General features: G+C 72.5%; 22 protein-coding genes and 1 pseudogene. 12 read left to right on the forward strand and 11 right to left on the reverse strand.

From position 1 onward, the window contains the following. Positions 1–248 precede the first annotated feature (248 nt). Positions 249–1,538, forward strand: coding sequence for a tachylectin-related carbohydrate-binding protein (locus tag OO52_RS17825; RefSeq protein WP_030993223.1), 1,290 nt, complete (start codon positions 249–251; stop codon positions 1,536–1,538). Between the two features lie 371 nt (positions 1,539–1,909). Here the strand turns inward: OO52_RS17825 and OO52_RS17830 are convergent, their stop codons facing one another. From OO52_RS17830 to OO52_RS17840, 3 genes are all read right to left on the reverse strand, one after another. Further along, a complete protein-coding gene (locus OO52_RS17830) occupies positions 1,910–3,097 on the reverse strand; it encodes a tachylectin-related carbohydrate-binding protein (RefSeq protein ID WP_030648171.1) in 1,188 nt (395 codons plus the stop codon). Positions 3,098–3,252: 155 nt separating this feature from the next. After that, on the reverse strand, positions 3,253–3,480 hold the full coding sequence (locus OO52_RS17835) for a hypothetical protein (protein ID WP_037629686.1): 228 nt from the start codon (positions 3,478–3,480) through the stop codon (positions 3,253–3,255). 243 nt (positions 3,481–3,723) lie between these two features. Then, positions 3,724–4,065, reverse strand: a complete 342-nt coding sequence (locus OO52_RS17840; RefSeq protein WP_234316997.1) for a hypothetical protein — start codon at positions 4,063–4,065, stop codon at positions 3,724–3,726. Between the two features lie 126 nt (positions 4,066–4,191). Here OO52_RS17840 and OO52_RS17845 point away from each other — a divergent pair, with 126 nt between their 5' ends. Continuing rightward, complete coding sequence (locus OO52_RS17845; RefSeq protein ID WP_030648178.1) at positions 4,192–5,187, forward strand: helix-turn-helix domain-containing protein; 996 nt, start codon at positions 4,192–4,194, stop codon at positions 5,185–5,187. 88 nt (positions 5,188–5,275) lie between these two features. Here OO52_RS17845 and OO52_RS17850 read toward each other — a convergent pair whose 3' ends face one another. Continuing rightward, entirely contained in the window at positions 5,276–5,620 is a 345-nt protein-coding gene (locus OO52_RS17850; RefSeq protein WP_030648182.1) for a MerR family transcriptional regulator, read from the reverse strand. A 425-nt stretch (positions 5,621–6,045) separates the two neighbouring features. On the opposite strand from OO52_RS17850, the gene OO52_RS17855 reads away from it, so the two are divergent. After that, positions 6,046–6,420 carry a hypothetical protein gene (locus tag OO52_RS17855; protein WP_030648184.1) on the forward strand — a complete coding sequence of 125 codons (375 nt, stop codon included), beginning with the start codon at positions 6,046–6,048 and terminating at the stop codon, positions 6,418–6,420. 111 nt (positions 6,421–6,531) lie between these two features. Here the strand turns inward: OO52_RS17855 and OO52_RS17860 are convergent, their stop codons facing one another. From OO52_RS17860 to OO52_RS17875, 4 genes are all read right to left on the reverse strand, one after another. After that, a complete protein-coding gene (locus tag OO52_RS17860) occupies positions 6,532–6,795 on the reverse strand; it encodes a CBS domain-containing protein (RefSeq protein ID WP_420711401.1) in 264 nt (87 codons plus the stop codon). A 138-nt stretch (positions 6,796–6,933) separates the two neighbouring features. Then, on the reverse strand, positions 6,934–8,424 hold the full coding sequence (locus tag OO52_RS17865) for a DEAD/DEAH box helicase (protein WP_030648189.1): 1,491 nt from the start codon (positions 8,422–8,424) through the stop codon (positions 6,934–6,936). 180 nt (positions 8,425–8,604) lie between these two features. Beyond that, a complete protein-coding gene (locus OO52_RS17870) occupies positions 8,605–8,808 on the reverse strand; it encodes a cold-shock protein (RefSeq protein WP_030648194.1) in 204 nt (67 codons plus the stop codon). A gap of 230 nt (positions 8,809–9,038) precedes the next feature. Beyond that, complete coding sequence (locus tag OO52_RS17875; RefSeq protein ID WP_030648198.1) at positions 9,039–9,614, reverse strand: RNA polymerase sigma factor; 576 nt, start codon at positions 9,612–9,614, stop codon at positions 9,039–9,041. A 164-nt stretch (positions 9,615–9,778) separates the two neighbouring features. On the opposite strand from OO52_RS17875, the gene OO52_RS17880 reads away from it, so the two are divergent. The 4 genes from OO52_RS17880 (at position 9,779) to OO52_RS51530 (ending at position 11,164) form a co-directional block, all read left to right on the forward strand. Further along, positions 9,779–10,294, forward strand: coding sequence for an Asp23/Gls24 family envelope stress response protein (locus OO52_RS17880; RefSeq protein ID WP_078876863.1), 516 nt, complete (start codon positions 9,779–9,781; stop codon positions 10,292–10,294). Positions 10,295–10,368: 74 nt separating this feature from the next. Next, entirely contained in the window at positions 10,369–10,530 is a 162-nt protein-coding gene (locus OO52_RS51525; protein WP_030648205.1) for a hypothetical protein, read from the forward strand. Beyond that, complete coding sequence (locus tag OO52_RS54570) at positions 10,527–10,763, forward strand: hypothetical protein (RefSeq protein WP_420711402.1); 237 nt, start codon at positions 10,527–10,529, stop codon at positions 10,761–10,763. The genes OO52_RS51525 and OO52_RS54570 overlap by 4 nt, the downstream gene beginning before the upstream one ends. 125 nt (positions 10,764–10,888) lie before the next feature. Then, positions 10,889–11,164, forward strand: a complete 276-nt coding sequence (locus OO52_RS51530) for a hypothetical protein (protein ID WP_051818674.1) — start codon at positions 10,889–10,891, stop codon at positions 11,162–11,164. 22 nt (positions 11,165–11,186) lie between these two features. On the opposite strand, the pseudogene OO52_RS17895 reads toward OO52_RS51530, so the two are convergent. Continuing rightward, positions 11,187–12,438, reverse strand: a pseudogene (locus OO52_RS17895) (PP2C family protein-serine/threonine phosphatase). Positions 12,439–12,580: 142 nt separating this feature from the next. Here OO52_RS17895 and OO52_RS51535 point away from each other — a divergent pair. Continuing rightward, on the forward strand, positions 12,581–13,123 hold the full coding sequence (locus OO52_RS51535; RefSeq protein ID WP_030982036.1) for a hypothetical protein: 543 nt from the start codon (positions 12,581–12,583) through the stop codon (positions 13,121–13,123). Between the two features lie 158 nt (positions 13,124–13,281). On the opposite strand, the gene OO52_RS17905 is transcribed toward OO52_RS51535, so the two are convergent. Both OO52_RS17905 and OO52_RS52070 read right to left on the reverse strand, forming a co-directional pair. Further along, the gene (locus OO52_RS17905; RefSeq protein ID WP_030648213.1) at positions 13,282–14,670 is read right to left on the reverse strand and encodes a hypothetical protein; all 1,389 of its coding nucleotides are present in this window, start codon (positions 14,668–14,670) and stop codon (positions 13,282–13,284) included. Between the two features lie 316 nt (positions 14,671–14,986). Then, positions 14,987–15,853: an SCO2400 family protein gene (locus tag OO52_RS52070; RefSeq protein ID WP_030648216.1), complete on the reverse strand. Its 867-nt coding sequence runs from the start codon at positions 15,851–15,853 to the stop codon at positions 14,987–14,989. Between the two features lie 264 nt (positions 15,854–16,117). Here OO52_RS52070 and OO52_RS17915 point away from each other — a divergent pair, with 264 nt between their 5' ends. The 4 genes from OO52_RS17915 to OO52_RS17930 all read left to right on the forward strand — a co-directional run bounded on the left by OO52_RS17915 (position 16,118) and on the right by OO52_RS17930 (position 19,788). Beyond that, a complete protein-coding gene (locus tag OO52_RS17915; RefSeq protein ID WP_234339597.1) occupies positions 16,118–17,371 on the forward strand; it encodes a serine/threonine-protein kinase in 1,254 nt (417 codons plus the stop codon). 104 nt (positions 17,372–17,475) lie between these two features. Beyond that, positions 17,476–18,075, forward strand: coding sequence for a DUF6058 family natural product biosynthesis protein (locus OO52_RS17920; RefSeq protein ID WP_030648222.1), 600 nt, complete (start codon positions 17,476–17,478; stop codon positions 18,073–18,075). A 52-nt stretch (positions 18,076–18,127) separates the two neighbouring features. Further along, positions 18,128–18,676 (forward strand): GNAT family N-acetyltransferase, encoded by a 549-nt coding sequence (locus OO52_RS17925; protein ID WP_030648224.1) that lies wholly within the window; start codon positions 18,128–18,130, stop codon positions 18,674–18,676. A gap of 395 nt (positions 18,677–19,071) precedes the next feature. Then, on the forward strand, positions 19,072–19,788 hold the full coding sequence (locus tag OO52_RS17930; protein ID WP_234339599.1) for an MFS transporter: 717 nt from the start codon (positions 19,072–19,074) through the stop codon (positions 19,786–19,788). The last annotated feature ends 276 nt before the right edge of the window (positions 19,789–20,064 follow it).

The following is a 20,064-nucleotide window of genomic DNA, read 5'->3' on the forward strand; positions in this document are numbered from 1 at the left end:
CCGCCGGCCCTGTACCCCTACCGGCCGGTGCCGGTCCCCCCACGCCGTGAACACCCGTCAGGACGTAAGCGGCCAGGGACCCTTGCGGCCACCGAGTCTCTCTTCCGGCGGTCCTGACCTGCGGCAAAAGTAGTTCCTGCCACCGGGCGCCACACCCACGAACAACCCGCACAGCCGTACCTGCAGAGCGGCTGCGCGGGCCGGGGACGTGCGTTCGCCCGCTCGACTTCCGTGCCGCAGGAGAGACCATGAAGCTGAGCAATGCCGTTCGCCGTACGTCCGCCGCCCTCGCCGTCGGGGCGATGTCCCTGGGCCTGGTCACGATCGCCGGCGGGGCCGCGCAGGCCGTCGCCTCGTGCACCGGAGACGTGTCGATCTACGGCACGCTCTCGGACGGCAGACTGACGTACACGCAGATCGAGCCGAACACCGGCGACCGGGTGAAGACGCTCATCGGCCCGAACCTCGGCTTCACCCCGAAGGCGATGGCCACGCTCAACTTCAACACGGTGCTGGTCACGTCGACTTCCGGCGACCTCTACCGCGTCGACATCCAGACCAACAACACGTCCCTGGGGCTCGCCGGGGTCGTCAAGATCTGGGACGGCGGCTGGACCTTCGACAAGATGGTCTACGACGGCGCCGGCCACCTCTACGGCACGGTCGACGGACAGCTCCACCAGTACCTGGTGTCGCAGGACAAGCCCTCCGGGTCGGCCCACATAGGCCAGCACGTCGTGATCGACACGGGCTTCGTCCTCAAGACGCTGGCCGCCGCGGGCGACGACCGCATCATCGCCTCCACCTCGGACGGACGGCTGCTCAGCTACAAGATCAACGGTGCGAACGACTGGGACCGCGCGGTGCTGAAGACGAGCGGCTGGTCCGCGGTCGACTCGCTGTCCTCTCCCGGCGGGGGCCTCTACTACGGCCGTACCAACGGCGGGATGTACTGGTACCACGACGCCGACCCGACCGACGGGGACGGCTCCGACATCGCCTACCACCCGAGCGACCCGGTGGACGCCTCCGGCTGGACGCAGACGCTGCTGTCGGCCTACGCGAACAACTGCGCCTACGTACCGGCGGCCCCGCCGCACTCCGTGCAGGGCGGCACGATCTACCGCAGCGAGGTCATGACCCGCGCCAAGGACTGGTACAGCCGCAACGTCCAGTACAGCCAGACCGCCTACGCCACCGACATCGAGGGCGACGACTCCTACCGCACCGACTGCTCCGGGTTCGTCTCCATGGCCTGGCACCTCACCTCCTCGCTGACCACGCAGAGCCTCCCCGGCGCGGGCACGCAGATCTCCAAGGCCGACCTCCGGCCCGGTGACGCGCTGAACTCCAGCAGCGAGGGGCACGCGGTCCTGTTCGCGGGCTGGAAGGACCAGGACGCCGGCACCTTCTACTACTACTCCGAGGGCAGCCCGAGCTCGGACATGAACTACACGTACGCGAACGTCTACAGCGGCACCATCGACAGCCACCCGGCCTCGTCGTACATCGCCCTGCGCTACGACAAGATCGCCTGACACCCGAGCCCGCTGCCCCGGAGGGCCCCGCCGACACCGGCGGGGCCCTCCCGCGTCGTCCCACCGCGGGCACGCGGCGACCGTCCGGCCCGAGGAGGCCGTCCCTCCTGGCCGCCGGGCCGGCCGGAGCCGCCCCGTACCGGCAGGCGGTCTCCGCCTTTCCCGCCCGGTCCCGCGCCCCCACCGTCGCCCGACCGCCGGGGCCGGCGGGCTCGTCGTCCACCCTGGCCGTCCGCGAGCGCCCACGGCCGCTTCCGTACGACCGCCCGCGTGCCCGTGTGCGAGACCGGCCGGGACCGTGCGCACGCACGACAGAAGGGCGGCGCCCTCTCCTGCGAGGGGGCGCCGCCCTTGGGGCCGTGTCCGTAGGCCTAGTACCAGTTGTTCGCCTGCCAGAAGTTCCACGCGTTGCACGGAGAGCCGTAGCGGCCGTCGATGTAGCTCAGGCCCCATCGGATCTGGGTCAGCGGGTTCTCGTGCCAGTCGTCGCCCGCGACGTCCATCTTGGAGGCGGGCAGCGCCTGCGGGATGCCGTACGCGCCGGAGGACGGGTTCGTGGCGTTCCAGCGCCAGCCGCTCTCGTGGTCCCAGAGGGTCTCCAGGCACGCCCACTGGGTGGTGTTGGCCCAGGCCGCGTCCTTCTCGTTCATGAGCTGCCGCCCGGCGGCCTTGACCTCGGTGATGTCGCTGCGGTCGACGGTGTCCACGGAGGTCGTGCAGGTGTAGGTGCCCGGCTGCGCGGACAGCAGCTTCTGGGTCCAGCCGCTGGTGTTGACCGGGTCGTCGAGGTGGTAGGTGATGTCCGCGCCGGAGCCGTCCGTCGGGTTGGCGTCCTTGTACCAGTACATGGCCCCGGTGGAGAGCCGCCCGTAGTACAGCCCGCCACCGGGGGAGACGAGCTGGTTGAAGCCGGACCAGCCGGAGGACTTCAGGGCGTTGCTCTTCCAGGAACCGGCGCCGGCGACGGTGTAGTCGAGCAGCCGCCCGTCCTCGGTCGTGGCGCCGAGCCGGTCGTCGCCGGTGGCGGTGAGGGTCTTCAGGACGAACCCGGTGTCGATCTCGGTGCGCACGCCGATGTGCTGGGAGCCGGCCGGCTTGTCCTCGGTGACGTTGTACCGCAGCAGCAGGCCGGAGGTGGTCGTGCCGTAGAGGTGGCCGTGACCGTCGTAGGTCAGCTTGTCGTGGGTCCAGCCGCTGTCGGCGATCTTCACCGGCGGGTTCAGCAGCGCGAGGCTGGTGTTGTTGGTCTTGATGTCGATGCGGTAGAGGGCACCGCTGGTCGACGTCACCAGGACCGTGTTGAAGTTGAGGGTCGCCATGGCCTGCGGCTCGAAGCCGAGGTCCGGCCCGACGAGCACCTTGGCCAGGTCGCCGGTGGCAGGGTTGATCTGACTGAACGTGAGCCTGCCGTCGGAGAGCACGCCGTAGATGTTGACGCTGCCCGAGCAGGTGGTGGCCGCGTCGGCGGTGGGAGCGGTCACCGTGAGGAGTCCGGTGCTCAGGGCGGCGGCGGCCAGCAGGCCCGCGGCTCTACGGCTGGTGGTGCGGACGTTCTTCACTTGTGGTTCCCCCCGGGAGTGGTTGAGGTCGGGCAGGGCGGCGAACAGGGCGGTGCTCGACGGCGAGTCGGCGGCCGTGACGTGAACGGCTGGCCGGCGTGGGACGCGGGCCGGCCGTGGAAGTCCGGGAGCCGCCGTCAGGGGCGGCGGGCGGCCTACTGCCAGCCGGCGTCGGCCGCGGCGGCCTGCCGGCCGGCGTCCGTGGGCGTGACCTGCCAGCCGGCGTCCGTGGGTGTGACCTGCCAGCCGGCGTCGCCGGCGAGGACGGAGGAGGACTCGGCGGCGTCCGTCCCGTACGCGGAGGTGACGGCCGGGGCGGCGAGGGCCGCGGCGACGACGAGGGAGGCGACCGCGGCGGCCTTGGCGATACGGGTGCGAGACATGGCTGTCCGTTCCTTCCGGGACGAGGTGCGGGCTCCGGCCCGCTGTCGCGTCCCGCGGTGACGCGCGCCCTGGCCGGTGATCACCAGGTTCGCCGCCGCCCGGGCCCGTGAGAAGGGCTCCCCGGTGGACGGAAAGGGCCTTGGACCGATACGTCCAGGGGGTCGCCCCGGTCCACACGGGCCGCTTCGGACCACACGGGCCGCTTCGGTCCACGGGGGCCGCATCGGTCCACGGGCGCCGCTTCAGTCCACCGACCGCGACCCGAACGCCAGGGGGATCAGCGGCACTTCGGCACCCGTCAGTCGCGCCGTCGCCAACTGCGGTACCTCGCGCAGCAGTCGGCCGCAGACGCGGACGGCCCGTTCCTCGGCCTCCTCCAGCCCGTCGGCCAGCGTGTAGAAGCCGAGGGTGAGCAGGGAGGGCGAGCGGGCATGCACGGCGACGTGCTCGACGCGGTCACCGGGGACGATGGACGAGCGCACCAACTCGCGGAGGTCCGGCGGCAGGTGGCTGCCGGCTGGGAGCTCCAGATGCGCGTGGACGAGGTACATGCGCTCCAGCGTCTCAACGGTCGGTGCCGTCAAGTGCGCTTCCCGGGTGGTCGGTTGTGTCCCTGGCCCGTTCCGGCCTGACCCTGTGACGAAACGTTGCCGTTCTGCGAGGATCAACGCGGAAACAGGGGATGTTGGGTGCAGAAACGGGGGACCCGCGTGCTGACCGAACTCGGACTCGACTCCGTCGCGGAGACGGTGTACCGCGCCATGCTCAGACACCCGGCCGCCGGTGTCGCGGACCTCCGCGACACCGTGGGGCTGTCCGAGGAGGAGGTGCGCGACGCCCTCGACACCCTGAGCGAGCTGGCGCTGGTGCGTCCCGCCGCCGGGGACGCGGGGCGGCTGCGGGCGGTGTCGCCGGACATCGGCATGGAGATCCTGATGGCCCGGCAGCAGGCCCGGCTGGCGGCGCAGCAGCAGCGCCTGGAGGCCTCACGGGTGGCCGCGGCCCAGCTCATCTCGGAGTACGCCGAGCTGCGGCCCGCCACCAGTCACCCCAGCGTGGAGCAACTGGTGGGACTCGACCAGATCCGCGACCGGCTGGCCGTGCTCACCCGTGAGGTGCGCGAGGAGTTCCTGACGTTCGCGCCGGGCGGGCCGCAGACCGCGGAGAACATGGCCGCGTCCCGGCCGCTCAACGAGGACCTGCTCGGCCGCGGGGTGCGGATGCGCACGATCTACCTGGACAGCGTGCGCACCAACCGCCCCACCGTCGAGCACGCCGACTGGCTGGCCCGGCTGGGCGGTCAGGTCCGCACGGTCCCGTCGCTTCCCACCCGGATGATCCTCATGGACCGGCGGATCGCCATGGTCTCCGTCAGCAGCGACGACACCGCCGCCGGCGCGGTGCTCCTGACCGGACAGGGCACGCTCACCGCGCTGTGCGCGCTCTTCGAGACCACCTGGGAGTCCGCCCAGCCCCTCGGCCAGGTCGTCCCCACCGACGCGCACGGCCTCACCGGCCAGCAGGCGACCGCCCTGCGTCTGCTCGCCGAGGGCCACACCGACGAGGCCATAGCCAAGCGCCTCGGCGTGTCCCATCGCACCGCCCGCCGCATCGCCTCCGAACTGATGGACCGCCTCGGCGCCCGCAGCCGCTTCGAGGCCGGCGTACGCGCCGTCCAGCAGCGCTGGCTCCCGGCCCACCCCTGACCCACGCCCGCCGCCGCTGTTCCCGCCGGCCGGCCCGGGGAGCCTCGGCCGGCGGCCGGCGTCCCGGACACGGTCCGCGCCCGCGTGCTCAGCCGGAGCCGGCCCTGCCTGCCGACTCACCGGCGGCACGGCGGTACTCGGCGTTGATGCGCTGCGCTTCCTCCAGTTGGTCCTCGAGGATGACGATGCGGCACGCGGCCTCGATCGGGGTCCCCTTGTCCACGAGCTCGCGGGCGCGCGCGGCGATCCGCAGCTGGTAGCGGGAGTACCGGCGGTGTCCTCCCTCCGAGCGGAGCGGAGTGATCAGACGGGCCTCACCGATGGCTCGGAGGAAGGCCGGGGTGGTGCCGAGCATCTCGGCTGCCCGGCCCATGGTGTACGCGGGGTAGTCGTCGTCGTCCAGACGATCATTCAGTGGGTTGTCCGATGTCATGTCACCTCGCTGTGCAACGCGTCGAGGGGCCCTGGTGCCGTACGGCACCAGGGCCCCGAGGGAAATTCAACACCATCTGCCGGCCGCCGGTCCGAGTGCTTCCCGGGCCGGGCGATCCCGACGGCGTGTGCTCTTCCGCTCCTTTCGGGTCAACCACTGAATGGTCCGGTACTGCGTACTTCGTCTTCAGCCACCCGCCAGTTCGTGTCTGCCGGGTCTCGTTCGACCGTGTCTACGGGAAGTGGCATACCCAGCCAGGGCCGAAAATCTACTCCCACAAGAGTAGATTTCATCCTTTCGGTGGATGAGAACCCCGGCGCGCCCGGCCGTCACCGGTCGTCGGGAGCCGCCTCCTGCCGCCCGCGCGACCGCTTCACGCCCCGCGGGGGGTTCCGGTACGGGCGGGCCGCATAAGCTCTGCTGTCATGTCGAACCCTGATGAGCTGCTCGTCGCCATCTCCGCCGCGGTGGAGTCGGAGCGAAGCAATCAGATGTCGCTGACCGTGGTCGTCGGTGGTGCCGTCATCACCGGTCGGCTCGCGCCCGAGGCCGTGTGGAGGGAGCGAGTGGCGGAGGTCCTGAAGGACTCGGACCGTCTCGGCCCGTTCTCGGACGTCTTCGCCGGCGGCCCCCGGGGGAACCGGGCCGCCCGCGGCGAGGCGCCCACGCATCTGCACTTCCATCTCGCCCGGATCCTTCAGGGCAGCCTCGGCATCCCGGAGACGGGCGGTATGTACCGAGTCGCGATCAAGGACGTCAGCGCCTGGACCGTAGGAGACCTCAGCTACTTCGACCGGTGAGACGCCGGCCCCGCCCCGCTGCCCGGCCGGCGGTTTCCGAGCGGCTGGCGACACAGCGGTGGGGGCCCTGCCGACGCGCGTCGGCAGGGCCCCCACCCGGGGTGGAGCGGATCAGCGTGAGAGCGCGAGTGCGCCCGGAACCCGGCCGTACTCGCCGACGCCGCCGGGGCGGGCGCCGGACGGAGGCAGCGGTCCGCCGAGGACGTCCCGCAGACGAATCCGGTCCGTGTACGCGGAACTGTCGCGGAGAACGGCGAGCCGGGCCAGGGTGACCAGGCCCGTGCTCCGGTCGTCCCCGTCGCACACGGTCAGGTACTCGACCCGGGCACCCGCCATGACGGCCAGAGCCACCTCGACGGTCATGTCGTCACTCACCCGGGGCCCGTGTCCTTCAGGGTCCCCGGCCACGGTCACGGGGGCGGGGTCCGGCATGCGGTGCTGCGTCCGCGCTGAGGTCAAGGGTGTCTCCTTCGGTGAGGCCGGTCGGCTCGGTGACTGCGGGGCCGCGCCGGACTAAGCGGCCGACTCGTTCCCGGGCCGCCGCCGCGCCCCGCGCCGCACCCCGGCGTCGACGGGACGGCCCTGGCCGCTGCGGCCCCGGCGGTTCCTGGACGTCGAGGACGTCCGGCGGGTGCGTTCCACGACAGGCGCGGTGATGACCACCGGGACGCCGGAGGGCGCCTGGGCGCCGGTGATGCGGCTCAGTTCCGCCTCGCCCGAGCGGACCGGGGTGATGTGCGGGGTGATGCCCGCGGAAGCCATCAGCCGGGTCATGCCGCGGCGCTGCGCGGGGGTCACCAGGGTGACGACGCTGCCGGACTCCCCGGCGCGGGCCGTACGGCCGCCACGGTGCAGGTAGTCCTTGTGGTCGCTGGGCGGATCCACGTTGACGACCAGGTCGAGGCTGTCGACGTGGATGCCGCGGGCCGCGACGTTGGTGGCCACCAGGACGGTGACGTGGCCGTCCTTGAACTGCGCCAGGGTCCGGGTGCGCTGCGGCTGGGACCGGCCACCGTGCAGGGCCGCGGCGCGGACACCGCTGTTGAGCAGGTGCTCGGTCAGCCGGTCCACGGCGTGCTTGGTGTCCAGGAACATGATGACCCGGCCGTCCCGGGCCGCGATCTCGGTGGTCGTGCGGTGCTTGTCCGCGTCGTGGACGTGGAGCACGTGGTGCTCCATCGTGGTGACGGCGCCGGCCGACGGGTCGACGGAGTGCACCACCGGGTCGGTCAGGTAGCGGCGGACCAGCAGGTCGACGTTGCGGTCCAGGGTGGCGGAGAACAACATCCGCTGCCCCTCGGGGCGCACCTGGTCGAGCAGGGCGGTGACCTGGGGCATGAAGCCCATGTCGGTCATCTGGTCGGCCTCGTCGAGAACGGTGATGGCGACGTCGGCGAGCCGGCAGTCGCCCCGGTCGATCAGGTCCTTGAGCCGGCCGGGCGTCGCGACCACCACCTCGGCGCCGGCGCGCAGCGCACCGGCCTGCCTGCCGATGGACATGCCGCCGACCACGGTGGCGAGCCGCAGGTGCACGGAGCGGGCGTAGGGAGCGAGCGCGTCGGTGACCTGCTGGGCCAGCTCACGGGTGGGCACGAGGACCAGGGCCAGTGGCCGGCGCGGCTCGGCGCGCCGGCCCGCCGTACGGGCCAGTACCGCGAGGCCGAAGGCGAGGGTCTTGCCCGACCCGGTGCGGCCGCGGCCGAGTACGTCACGGCCGGCGAGGGAGTTCGGCAGGGTCGCCGCCTGGATCGGGAAGGGTACGGTCACGCCTTCCTGGCCGAGCGTGGTCAGCAACGGCGCCGGCATGGCGAGAGCGGCGAACGACTCGACGGCGGGCAACGCGGGCGTGACCGTCTTCGGCAGAGCGAACTCGCCCTGCGCGGGCTGCCGGTTTCCGCGACCGCCGGAGCGCCGCGGAACGCCGGAACGGCCCGCGGCGGCACTTCCGCCGAAGCGGTCGTACGTGCGATTGGTGCGTGCGCGAGTGGTGCGGGTGCGGTTCATGCGGAACCTTCCTCGATGCGGGCACGTATCAAGGAGTTTCCGCAGCAGAATGAGCGGCGCAGAGAATCGCGAGAACGAGCCGAAAATGACAGGGCGAAATCACCCTGGGAATAAAGCGAGCTGGGGCCCGCACCCCAAGGTGCGGGCCCCAGCTGCGAAGTATGCGTCAGTGCCGGTGCGTCAGGCGGGAACGATGTTCTCGGCCGTCGGGCCCTTCTGGCCCTGCGCGATGTCGAACGACACCTTCTGGCCTTCCAGCAGCTCGCGGAAGCCCTGGGTGGCGATGTTCGAGTAGTGGGCGAAGACGTCGGGGCCGCCGCCGTCCTGCTCGATGAAGCCGAAGCCCTTTTCCGCGTTGAACCACTTCACGGTACCGGTAGCCATTTTGTTTCTCCTTCGGAGACGGTGCCAGGAACACGCCCTGTGCGTATTCCGTGTCGCCGTGATGATCAGCCGTCGGAAAAACCTTCTGGCAACCACACCTGCAACTGATGACGACAGTAGCACGTCGAGGTCGTCCCTGCGCGGTGAGCAATTCCACGCCGACTGCGGTCGCAGGAATATTCACCGCGCCCCGCGCCGATTTCTTATGTCGCCACCACAGATATTGTCCGCTAGCGCCATGGCGCCATTGCCTGTTTCAGGGACCGGCGTGCTCGGAACAGCCTTCCCCGCACGGTGTCCTCGCCCGTCGCCGTGGCGTGGGCGATCTCCCCGTAGGACAGGCCGTGCACTTCCCGCAGGATCCAGCAGGCGCGCTGCTCGGCTTCGAGTTCGCCCAGCGCGGCCCTCAGGGCGGCCGCGGTGGCGTTGCCCTCGGCCGCCCGGCCCGGGGAGGTGCGGGCTTCGTCGGCGGCGGGGTCGGGCAGCACGTCCAGGGGGAGGGGAGGGAGCCGGTGGCGCCGGGCGTTCAGGCAGCGGTTGACGGTGATCCGGTACACCCACGTGGAGAACGCGGCCTCGCAGCGGAACTCGGGCAGCCGCCGCCACGCGCTGACGAAGGCGTCCTGTACGGCTTCCTCGGCGTCGCGTGTGTCACCGAGCATGTGGGTGGCCAGGAGGAGCAGGTTCTTTCCGTGGCGTCGTACCAGGGTGGCGAAGGCGTCTTCGTCGCCTTCACGGGCCCGTACCGCCAGGAGTGCGTCTGAGGGGCCGGCCGTGGGTGCGGCCGGCCGGGCCTGGTCTGTCATCTTCGGCTCCCGGCCCTTGCCCCGGAGCGTGTGGCGTCCGCCGTCTCCGAGACCGGCGTGCGTTTCGCCCCCCTGTGTACCCACCCGAGAAGGCTGTGATTCATGTCACATTGGTTAGGGGTGAGGGGTCGTCCGGTGGCCGTGTCCTGACAGGAATTACTGCGATGTCCGCGGGACCGATCGAGGCGATTGCCGTGACCGACACAGCATCCGCCCGCAGCGGCTACGGCCAGGGCGGGCCGTCCGCCAGGACCAGCACGACACTGCAGGGGCGCAGTGGCGTCGACGCTCCTGCCGAGACACGGGGAAAGACCACCATCGCGGACACCGTGGTGGCGAAGATCGTGGGCATGGCCGCCCGCGAGGTGCCGGGCGTCCACAACCTGGGGGCGGGCGTCGCCCGCGCCATTGGAGCCGTCCGCGAACGCGTCCCGGGCGGCGGCACCGGACTGACACGCGGAGTCAAGGTGGAGGTCGGGGAGCGGCAGGCGGCCGTGGACCTGGACGTCGTCGTGGAATACGGCATCTCCATCGTCGACGTCGCCGGGGACGTCCGCACCAACGTCATCTCCGCCGTCGAGCGGATGACCGGCCTGGAGGTCGTCGAGGTCAACCTCACCGTCGACGACGTACATCTGCCCGAGGACGAATCAGAGACACCGGAGGGCCGCGTCAGCTGAGCCCGGCGGTCGCCGCCGGGGCCCGCCCGGAGGCGACGGCGCGGGGCGCGGCAGACCTGGACGGGTCAGCAGTGATGGACACAGCAATCGCCGGGCTGGCAGCCGGAATGGCCCTCGGCTTCGCCGGCTACTTCGGAGGCTTCTGGGCCTTCCTCCTGGTCGCTTTCCTGGGCGGGATCGGCCTGTTGGTCGGCCTCGTCCTGCGCGGCGACATCGATCTGCGACGGCAGCGGTGAAACCCCGCCCCGCCGACGCCCCGGGCGTCTCCGGTCTCCCCGGACGCGGGCGCCTTCCGCCGCCCGCCGAGCGCGGCGCCACGATCATCCCCGACCGTGTGGTGGCTCGCATCGCCGCCCGGGCGGCCCGCGCGGCCCAGGCACAGCGGGCCGCTCTGCCACCGGGCGGACAGGGCACCGCCCCCGACGCGTCGGCGACCACCCGCGGCGGCTCCGCGAGGCTCCATACCTGAGTCTGGACCTTCCCTACCCGGCCCTGGCCCTGATCGCCCTCCTCGCGCTGTGGTGGCTCGTCCTCCAACTGCTCCGTCCGCGCCCCGGCGCCATCCCCGTCGGCGGCACACCACCGGCCCAGGGCGTGGAGCTGCGCGACCGCGCCCTCGGCGACGCCATCGCCACCGAGACCAGCACCCTGCCCGGCGTCCAGCGGGCACGGGCCCGGGTCACCGGCACCGCTCGCCACCCCGGCGCCCGCATCGACCTCACGCTCGGCCCGCACAGCAGCCCTCGCCACACCCTCTCCGCGCTCTGCGAAGGCCCGCTGGACCATGCCCGCCGCTCCACGGCCACGGACCAGCTCCCCACCCGGGTCCGCCTGCGCGTCGCCCGCCACAAGCCACACCGCGCGCAGTGAGGCAGGACGCAGGCCGCCGTCCTCACGCCCCGCCGCGGTCCTGTCCCGACGGACGGTGGATCCGCGCGGCCGGGGCGGGGCGGCTGTCGGCGCCGCAGTCACTGCGCCGGCGGCCGGAACAGCCGTGCCAGTCCAGGACCATGGTGGTGGCGTCGTCCGGGAGGGAGCCGCCGTACGCGTCGAGGACCGCGTCGGTCAGGGCGCGGACCGCTTCGCGGGGGTGTTCGTCGCGGGTGTCGCGGACGAGTGCCGGCAGGTCGAGGTGGCCGGTGCGCTCGGTCATGCCGTCGGTGACCAGGACCAGGCGGTCGCCCGGCTGGAGGTCGAACCGCTGCACCTCGTAGCGGACCGGGACGGGAACGCCGAACGGCAGGTTGACCCGGACGGTGAGTTCCTCGACGTGCGCGCCGCGCGACCGCAGCGGCCACGGGTGGCCGGCGTTGACGAGGTCGAAGGCGCCCGTCTCCAGGGTGACGCGCAGCAGTTGGCCGGTGGTCATGCCGCGGGCGTGCTCGCGGAGCGCCTCGTGGGCGGCGTAGGCCTGGTCGAGCACGCCGAGTCCCGCGCGGCGCGCTCCGCGCAGGGCGTTGACCGCGAGCGTGGCCAGCAGGGCGGAAGCGGTGTCGTGCCCCATCGCGTCGGTGATCGACAGGTGCAGCGCGCCCTGGTCCAGGGCGAAGTCGTAGGTGTCGCCGCCGACCTCGTCGGCCGGGACCAGGCCGCACGCGAGGACGAACTGGTCCGCCTCGCAGCAGGACGCCGACGGCAGCAGCTGGTGCTGGATCTCGGCGGCCAGGCTCACGGCCGTGGTACGCCGCCCCCAGTGGTACAAGTCGGTGAAGCGGCGGTCGGTGACCACGATGTACGCCAGCGCGTGCGCGGCCCGCGCCACCGCCTCGCGGACCGCGTCGTCCGCGTACGGCACCGACAGGTCCAGTACGCCGATGCAGTCGCCGCGGTTCGTCACCGGCGCCACCAGCCGGCAGCCGCCCGACCCGTCCTCCTCCTGGTGCAGGCGCTGTGAGCGCAGCACGCGGTCGTACACGCTGCCGGACAGGGGGACCCGCTCCGCCTCGCCCCGGGCCCGGTCCTGCGCACCGGCGTCGGGCAGCCGTACGGCCTCCCGCCCGACCAGGTCGACGAACCAGAACGCCACCTCGCACGCCGAGAACCGCTCCTCCAGGTTCCGGGCGACCACGTCGACCGACGCCACGGGCGAGGGCGTCCTCCGCCGCCCGCAGCACCTCGTCCAGCCCCAGACCCGCATCGTCCACGAGGCCACCTCCTCGCCCGTCCGTGACGAGTTCCCCGGACCCGGCGCGGAACGCGCCGAGTTCCTTTTCGTGGCATATGCCCTACGACATCGGGAAACTCGGGGTTCGCACTCCCCTGAAGGGCGCGCGGAAGGAGATCGACATGAGCCAGAACGGGACGAGGTCACAGGATCTTCCTCAGCCGTTGCGGGCCGTCGGTTCGGGGCTCCGCCGCCTGCCCGGAGCCGAGCAGGTGACCAAGGCCGCCGACAGCGCGCTGGACTGGATCGGAGCGGTCTCTCCGCGCGGCCGCCGGATGGCGGTGTACGCCGGTGCCGGCGTGCTCGGCGTCGCCGGAGTGGTGGAATGGCCCGTGGCCCTCACCGGAGCGGCCGTCGCCTGGCTGACCCAGCCGCACGGCCCCCGACGGGACACCCCGGACGAGACGGCCCGGACCGTTGCCGCGGAACCCGGTCCCGCTCCCGCGGAAACCGAGGAGCCCCTGTCCGAGCGCTACGGCCCCGGCGACAGGCTGGAGTCCTCCCACTTCCGCCACGACCACCCCGGAAGCCATCCCCATGAGCAACCCGCCAAGGTCGGCGACTCCGCCACGGCGTCGGCGCTCAGGCAGGTCGCGGAAGCGTCCGCGCACCACGACGAGACGGCAGGTGCGGCGGAGCACGGCACAGCGCACCGCACCGTTTGACCCACCAGTCCGCCCACGGGCGGAGCACCCGCGTGAGGAGGAAGCGCCCGGACCCGGACGACCGGCTGCGACCGTGGTCGTCCGTCCTCGTGGGCACGGCCGCCGCCCGCCGATGGCGCGAGCGGTGGCCGTGCCCGGTTCGCTGTGGGGCCGGTGGTTCAGTTCACCGTGAACATGTAGTCGTAGGGCGCCAGTTGGATGCCGGAGCGGGTCGTCGCGTAGACCGTGAGGTCGTACCAGCCGTCCGCGGCCGGGGTCCAGTCGACGCTCGCCGTGTGGTCGGCGTCCGCCGGGACCGTGACCTCCGGGTCACCGTCGTTGAAGGTGTACGTGTAGCTCACGACATCCTTCACCTTCGGCGTGAACGTGAAGGTGCCCGGCACCCCCGCGCCGCCGCCCGAACCGTTCTCGGGGTAGACGTCCGAGGCGACGGTGGGAGTGGTGTCGTAGCCGGTGCCCCACCAAGCGCCGTCGCTGACCCAGCCGTTGGCGCTCTTGCTGGTCACCGTGAGGTTCTCGCCGTAGATGCCGTCCAGCGTGAGATCCACGGCCGCCGTGCCGTCCGCCCCCGCCGCGACCTCGTAGGTCCTGTCGTTCCGACCGCCCGAGGTCCGCACGGAGTAGCTCACGACCGGGCTCTTCGCCTGGAGCCCGGGGTCGGGACTGAGCGTGAACCGGGTCGGCTCACCGAACTCCGGGTGCGGGACGGCCGGGGTGACCGTGGGCGCCGCGGACTTGACGCGGAAGGTGTAGCTGGTGATCGCCGACCCGTTGTAGGCCCGGTCCAGGCTGCGCACCCACAGCGTCATCGGACCGGAGCCGGCCGGCGGGACCAGGCTGAGCGTGGCCGAACCACCGAGCGCGTCGGCGCGCTTGAAGTACCGCGTGTCGGAGTACGGGTCGACGGGCTCCGGGACGCCGTGGTCACCGATGCTCGTGCCGATGACCGGCAGGTCCTGCTGCCAGGAGAACTCGAACCCCTCGACGTCGTCGGCGCCCCCCGCGCCGAGCGTGAACTCGACCGGCTCGCCGCCCTCGTTCCACACGTCCGGCAGGTAGTTAGGCGAGGTGATGGTGGGCGCGTTCGCCGGGCGGGTGTTGTCGATCGTGACGTAACAGGGGGCCGACCAGTCCGAGGCCGCGTCCCCGAGCACCGTCCGCGCCTGCCACGCGTAGGTCTGCCCGTCGGCCAGCGCACTGGCGGGCAGGGTGGCGGGGGCCTCGGAGCCGGCGACGACGCGGTCGCGGCCGGCGGTCGTGATCCGTGCCGGGTCGGTCACCGGCCAGGCCTGGTATCGGACGCCGACCAGGGAGGTGCCGGTGGTGCCGGTGACCCCGGGGACGCCCTCGACGACGAGGCCTTCGCCGGCCCAGCGGTACGAGGGCCGGTCCGCGTCGGTCGAGCAGTGCCGGTAGCCGTTGAACAGCTGAGTCGGTGTGGTGGGCGTCCCGTCGGCCGCGCCCGCGGGTGAGGCGGCGGCGACCAGCGCGAGGCCGAGGGTTCCCAGAGAGGCGAGGACCGCACGGGGTCTCGCGCCGAAGGACATCGTCAAGTGATCCCTCCCCTTGGTTGCCCGCACGCGGTGCCCGTATAGGCACTGCTGTACGAGCGGCCAGGGGATCGTACTGGGTCCCGCGGGGCGACGCGGGAGGATTGATCCGCGGCAGGCCGGGAGTCGGTGACATGACCCACGACCACACCGAACTCCAGGGCCCGCCACGGCTGTTCCCCGATGCGCGAGCGGGCGCCCGCGCTGTCGCCCGTGAAGCACCGGCCCATGGCGATCCCGTCGCCCGCCACCCGCGTCGGGGCCGGTGCCGTGGAGGTTCTTCAGCCGTGCCGGGCGGAGTCGCTCCGGTACGTCAACCGAGGCAGAGGACCAGCAGGCACAGATGGGTGGGTGACGTCGCCGCCGGGGCGGGTGCGGTCCCGGAGGTGTCCGGTTGCGTGCCGCCGGTCGTCGGGGCAGGGGCCTGCGGGGTCGCCGGGTCGGTGTGGGCCGGGGCCGGTCCGTCCGCGCTCGCCGTGCCGCCGGAGGGCGCGGCCCCGGTGGTCTGCTGCCGCGGGGACGACGTGACGGCCGGGAGGGGCGGGGGAACGGCGTCCGGCCGGGTCACCGGGGCCGCGGTGCCGGGCGTGGCCGGGACGGTCCGGTGCCGGGGGGCGGCGCCGGCCGGTGCGTGCCTCTCCGGTGCGGTGCCGGGCGCGCGATGCCCGGGGGCCTGCGGGGCCTGCGGGTCCGGCTGCGGGGGATCCGTCTCGACCTGCTCCTGCGCGGCGCCCATGCTGCGGTCCTCCGGTGCGGTGGCCGCCTGCGCCTGGCTGGTGGTGTGCCGGTCCAGTGTGGCGAGCGACAGACCGCCGCCGACGAGTGCGAAGGCGGTGGCGACCATGGCCCGCCGCTGGTGCTTCTTCAGACGGGCGAGCTGGCGGCGGCGTGCCGCCCTGCCCGGCCGCGCGGACGACATGCCCGCGGTGTCGGCGGACGGCCCGGTGGCGGACCCCGCGTCCGGCTCCGGCCGGGACTCGCTGTCCCAGGGGAATCCGTCGTCGCCGCGGGTCCCGGGCGGCGTGGCGGCGGACGCGCCCGTGGTCGTCGGCTCGGCGGACCGGTCGGGGCCGAGGCGGTCGGTGAGGACCGGCGGCGCGATGTCCGGGGCGTACGCACCGCACCCGGGACACACCAGGGCGCCATTGAGATGCCGACGACACGTGGAGCAGTAGTCCATCTGTGGTCTTCCTCGGTTGACTGCGCCGTCGGCCCGCCCGGGCCACGGCCTGGTCACACTCGTACAGGGAGTCGAGCGGCCAGCAACGCTAACGACCCCTTTGAAAGGCTGTGTGCAGCCTGTGTGGTGCTCCTGCGCAGATTCCCGGACCAGCACGCTTCCCCCTTCCGAGCGGGCGCTCGCGTGCATGGGGCAGGCAGGCCCGTTCCCCGTGGCCTGCCTGCCCGTTCGGACCACGGGCGTGCGGGGACGTACGGTGTCGTGGTGATCGGGGTGGACGCGCAGGGGTTACTGGCCGACCGTTACCAGTTGCAGGACCTGCTGGGGAGCGGCGCGATGGGTGAGGTGTGGCGGGCCGAGGACCGTCTGCTCGGCCGGACCGTGGCGGTCAAGCTGCTGCGGACCGACGAGGCCGCCGACGCGGAGCGCTTCCGGCTGGAGGCCCGGACCGCGGGCCGGCTCAACCACCCCAACGTCGTCGGCGTGTACGACTTCGGCTCGCACCACGGCCGGCTCTACCTGGTCATGGAACTCGTCGACGGCTGGAGTCTGGCGCAGGAGCGCTCGCTGCGCGGCGCCCTCGACCCGCAGGAGGCGGCGGCCCTCGCTGCCCAGGTGGCCTCCGGCCTGGCCGCCGCGCACCGGCAGGGGGTGATCCACCGGGACGTCAAGCCCGCCAACGTGATGCTGAGCGCGGGCCGCACGGCGAAGATCGCCGACTTCGGCATCGCCCGCTTCGCCGACGAAGCGGCCGCCGGCCTGACGGCCACCGGCAAGATCGTCGGCACCGCCGACTACCTCGCCCCCGAACGGGCCCTCGGCCGCCCCGCCCACTCCGCGTCCGACGTCTACTCCCTCGGCTGCGTGCTCTACGAACTCCTCACCGGCCGGCCCCCGTTCCGCGGGTCGACCCCCTTGGCCGTGGTGCAGCAGCACGTCGACGCCCCGCCCGCGCCGCCCGCCCGGCTGCGCCCCGGCATCCCCCAGCGGCTCTCCGACTACGTACTGCTCCTGCTCGCCAAGGAACCGGCACACCGCCCCACCGCCGACGAGGCGGCTGACTGGCTCGCGTCGTACGGCCGGGTCTCCCCCGCGCCCGGACCGGACGCCACCGCTCTTCCGCCGGCCCCGGCCACCGCTCCGGCCCTCGCCGTGCCCGCCACTTCGGCATCCGCCCCGCGAACCCCCGTGTCCCGCACCGCGACGCACTCCCGTCCGCGGGCCCGCCGGAAACCGACCACCAGGGCAGCGGTCGGTGGCGCCGGCCTGGCCCTCTTCGCCGCGGCGGCGGCCCTCGGAGCGTCGCTGAACTCCGGTGAGGACAGCGCGGGCACCCCTCCGTCCCCGCCCGCCTCCGCTTCCGCCACGGTCGCCACGTCCGCACCGGCGACCGGGACACCCACACCGGCCTCGGCGCCCACACCTCGGCAGACACGGGAACAAGACGGTGACCAGCACGAGGAACGCGGGGACAAGCACGGCAAGGGAACGGGCAAGCGCCACCGCTCAGACGACTGACCACCCCCGGAGCCGGGACGGTTCGGTGGGCACCGAACCGTTCCGCCCCTAGCGTCGGAGTCCCGTGCGGGAGACGCCCGCGCCGAAGACACCGGAAGGCCCCCATGCCGGATACGGACCCGAAGCAGCAGCTCGTCGAGCGGTTCAAGGAGGTCAACGGCGACCATCCGATGACCGACGCGGACGACGCGTACGTCAGCGCGCAGTTCGTCGCCCTGGAGGACCTCTGCGCGGTCCATGGCCGAGAAACCGACGAGGTCCGCCGGCTGATGCTGGAGCAGCGTCTGCCGCTTCCGGGATATCTGCGCTCGGACGGTGCCGAGATGGTGCCGGCCGACCTGTTCGCCCTCGCCGACGAGGCAGGCGGCGTGGACCTGCTCGAAGCGTGGTTCACCGCCCACTGGGCCGATCCGGTCACCGGGAAGGCGGAGTGGAACGCGTATCTCAGCGGACAGTACGTGTGTCTGCACTCGGTGACCCCGGCGACCATTCAGCGCAAGGATCACCTGACGACCGCGATCGCCGCCGCAGCGAACGAGCTGGACGCCGGTTCAGCGCGGTCCGCCGAGCGGCTGCACGCCCTGGTCGACGAACTCGACGCCCTGGAACCGGCGTTCACCTCCTACGACCGCCTCCGGTTCGGCGGGCCCACGTCCCGGGACACCTGCATCGACGCCATGCGCGCCCGCTTCCCGCGCCCGTGACCCGGCCACTCGGAAGACACACCCTTCGCGCTCGGTCGAATAGGGTTCCTCAATGTTCGAAGGAAAGCTGGTGAGACTGCGCGCTCTGCGCTCCGAAGACGCTGAACACCATTTCCGGTGGCGCAATGACCCGGAAGTGGTTCGCTGGGCCGCCGGCGGTGACCCACTGTTCGGCCCCGTCACGGCGGAGGCGATCCGGCTCGGCTTCGACACCATGCTGCGACTGAACCCGAGGGAGTCGGCCGTGTTCACGGTCGAGGACCTGGCAGGGGGGACGGTGATAGGCATGGCCGACTACCGGGACCTCGACCCCTACGCCGGCGTGGCCACGCTGGGAGTCACCATCGGCGAGCGGGAGTTCTGGGGCCGAGGCCACGGCAGTGACGCGCTGCGGCTGCTCGTCGGCCACCTGTTCGGTGCGTACTGCCTGACCCGACTGGAGCTGGACACCTGGAGCGGCAACGAGCGCGCCGTGCGCGCCTTCACCAGGCTGGGCTTCCGTGAGGAAGGCCGCCGCCGGTCGGCCGTGCTGGTGGAGGGGGAGCGCTACGACCGCGTGCTCTTCGGAATGCTCCGTGAGGAGTGGGCGGCCCCCGCGTGACGACGTCGCGAGGGTGTCCGGCGCCCGGACCGGCGTACGCCGGCCGCTGCGCGGGCAGAGCCGCGTGTCGTTCGCGGTGACCAGCTCAACGCCGATCACCCGAAGCACCGGTCGGCGGCCCGTGCCGCCGGGGGCAATCCCGAAGAGCGCCGTTCTCGTATGAGTCACAGGAGGCAAAACCTCCCCCGAGCCGCACCTGTGAGCGGTGCGACGTGGTCACCGCTCGCGACCGCCGGTTCTCCGCCGGTCTGCCACTCACACCCGAACCGCTGGAGTCACCATGAACTCCATTTCCCCCGGCGACGTCACCCTGAGGGGGCTGGGAGCCTGCTGCGCCCTCGGCAACGTGGTGCTGCACGGACGCTCACGGCCAGCCGCCACCCGGCCGCACCCGCTTGCGCGACGCCTTCCGCGACATCACCACCACCCCGGACCTGCTCCTGCCGATCGGTCTCATCGCCGTCGTCGGCACCTTCGGCCTGAACTTCCAGGTCACGATCTCGCTCGTGGCCGTCACGGTCTTCCACTCGGGTGCCGCCGCCTTCGGCTGCCTCTCCGCCGCTTACGCCGTGGGCAGCCTCATCGGCGCGATCCACGGTGCGAGCCACGGGAAACCGCCCGGCACCCGACGTCTCGTCACCACCACGGTCGTCTTCGGAGCGCTGGAAGCCGCGCTGGGCCTGATGCCCGGCTACGGCACCTTCATGGCGCTGCTGGTCCCCACGGGCTTCGCCGCCGTGACGGTGACCACCACCGCGAACGCGCTGACCCAGCTCCACGCGGCCCCCCACCTGCGGGGCCGCGTCATGTCCGTGTACTTCCTCGTCCTCCTCGGCGGCACCCCCGTCGGCGCCCCGCTGACCGGCCTGGTGTCCGACGCCCTCGGTGCCAGGGCGAGCCTCGCCCTCGCCGGCGCCGTCTCGGCGTCCGCCGCGCTCGCGCTCTCCGCCCTGATCACAGGCCGCGGCCCCTGCGAGGGAACAGGCGACGGCCATCCGTCGAAGCGCCGTGCGTCCTCGCCCCCCGGCGCCGCCGACTCGAACGCGGCAAGAGCCGTGACCGACCGCTCTGGTTCGGCGCACACCCGCTCCCCCGACGGCGCGCCGAAGTAGCCCCGGGTCCCGGTCTCCGCCGCGTCGTCTGCAAGCTCGAGCCGCAGCGCCCATCTCTCGTCAAGGGCCCTGAGCCTCAACACTGCGGGGAGAACCGAACTCGCGCTCCCAGCTCGGGAAGCCACGGAGTTCGCGTGGCCGTAGGGGTCTCGCCGAGTCGCGCTAATACGGTGCTCAGTCGTCGCTCACATGTCATACGCTGCGTCTACGGCAGCGTCCGAACACCCGTCGCAGGGTGAGGGGGGACGTGCGGCCGGTTCGTTCTCGTCCGGTGAA

The sequence above is a fragment of the Streptomyces flaveolus genome, assembly GCF_000716535.1.
GTDB classification, from domain to species: Bacteria; Actinomycetota; Actinomycetes; order Streptomycetales; family Streptomycetaceae; genus Streptomyces; species Streptomyces flaveolus_A.

Coding starts and splice junctions, on each gene's coding strand:
- OO52_RS17855 (WP_030648184.1), top strand. CDS start 6,046: ATGTCGAACCCTGATGAGCTGCTCGTCGCCATCTCCGCCGCGGTGGAG.
- OO52_RS17870 (WP_030648194.1), bottom strand. CDS start 8,808: ATGGCTACCGGTACCGTGAAGTGGTTCAACGCGGAAAAGGGCTTCGGC.
- OO52_RS17925 (WP_030648224.1), top strand. CDS start 18,128: ATGTTCGAAGGAAAGCTGGTGAGACTGCGCGCTCTGCGCTCCGAAGAC.
- OO52_RS17850 (WP_030648182.1), bottom strand. CDS start 5,620: ATGACATCGGACAACCCACTGAATGATCGTCTGGACGACGACGACTAC.
- OO52_RS17865 (WP_030648189.1), bottom strand. CDS start 8,424: ATGAACCGCACCCGCACCACTCGCGCACGCACCAATCGCACGTACGAC.
- OO52_RS51525 (WP_030648205.1), top strand. CDS start 10,369: ATGGACACAGCAATCGCCGGGCTGGCAGCCGGAATGGCCCTCGGCTTC.
- OO52_RS17835 (WP_037629686.1), bottom strand. CDS start 3,480: ATGTCTCGCACCCGTATCGCCAAGGCCGCCGCGGTCGCCTCCCTCGTC.
- OO52_RS17905 (WP_030648213.1), bottom strand. CDS start 14,670: ATGTCCTTCGGCGCGAGACCCCGTGCGGTCCTCGCCTCTCTGGGAACC.
- OO52_RS17920 (WP_030648222.1), top strand. CDS start 17,476: ATGCCGGATACGGACCCGAAGCAGCAGCTCGTCGAGCGGTTCAAGGAG.
- OO52_RS51535 (WP_030982036.1), top strand. CDS start 12,581: ATGAGCCAGAACGGGACGAGGTCACAGGATCTTCCTCAGCCGTTGCGG.
- OO52_RS17825 (WP_030993223.1), top strand. CDS start 249: ATGAAGCTGAGCAATGCCGTTCGCCGTACGTCCGCCGCCCTCGCCGTC.
- OO52_RS17880 (WP_078876863.1), top strand. CDS start 9,779: ATGTCCGCGGGACCGATCGAGGCGATTGCCGTGACCGACACAGCATCC.
- OO52_RS52070 (WP_030648216.1), bottom strand. CDS start 15,853: ATGGACTACTGCTCCACGTGTCGTCGGCATCTCAATGGCGCCCTGGTG.
- OO52_RS17875 (WP_030648198.1), bottom strand. CDS start 9,614: ATGACAGACCAGGCCCGGCCGGCCGCACCCACGGCCGGCCCCTCAGAC.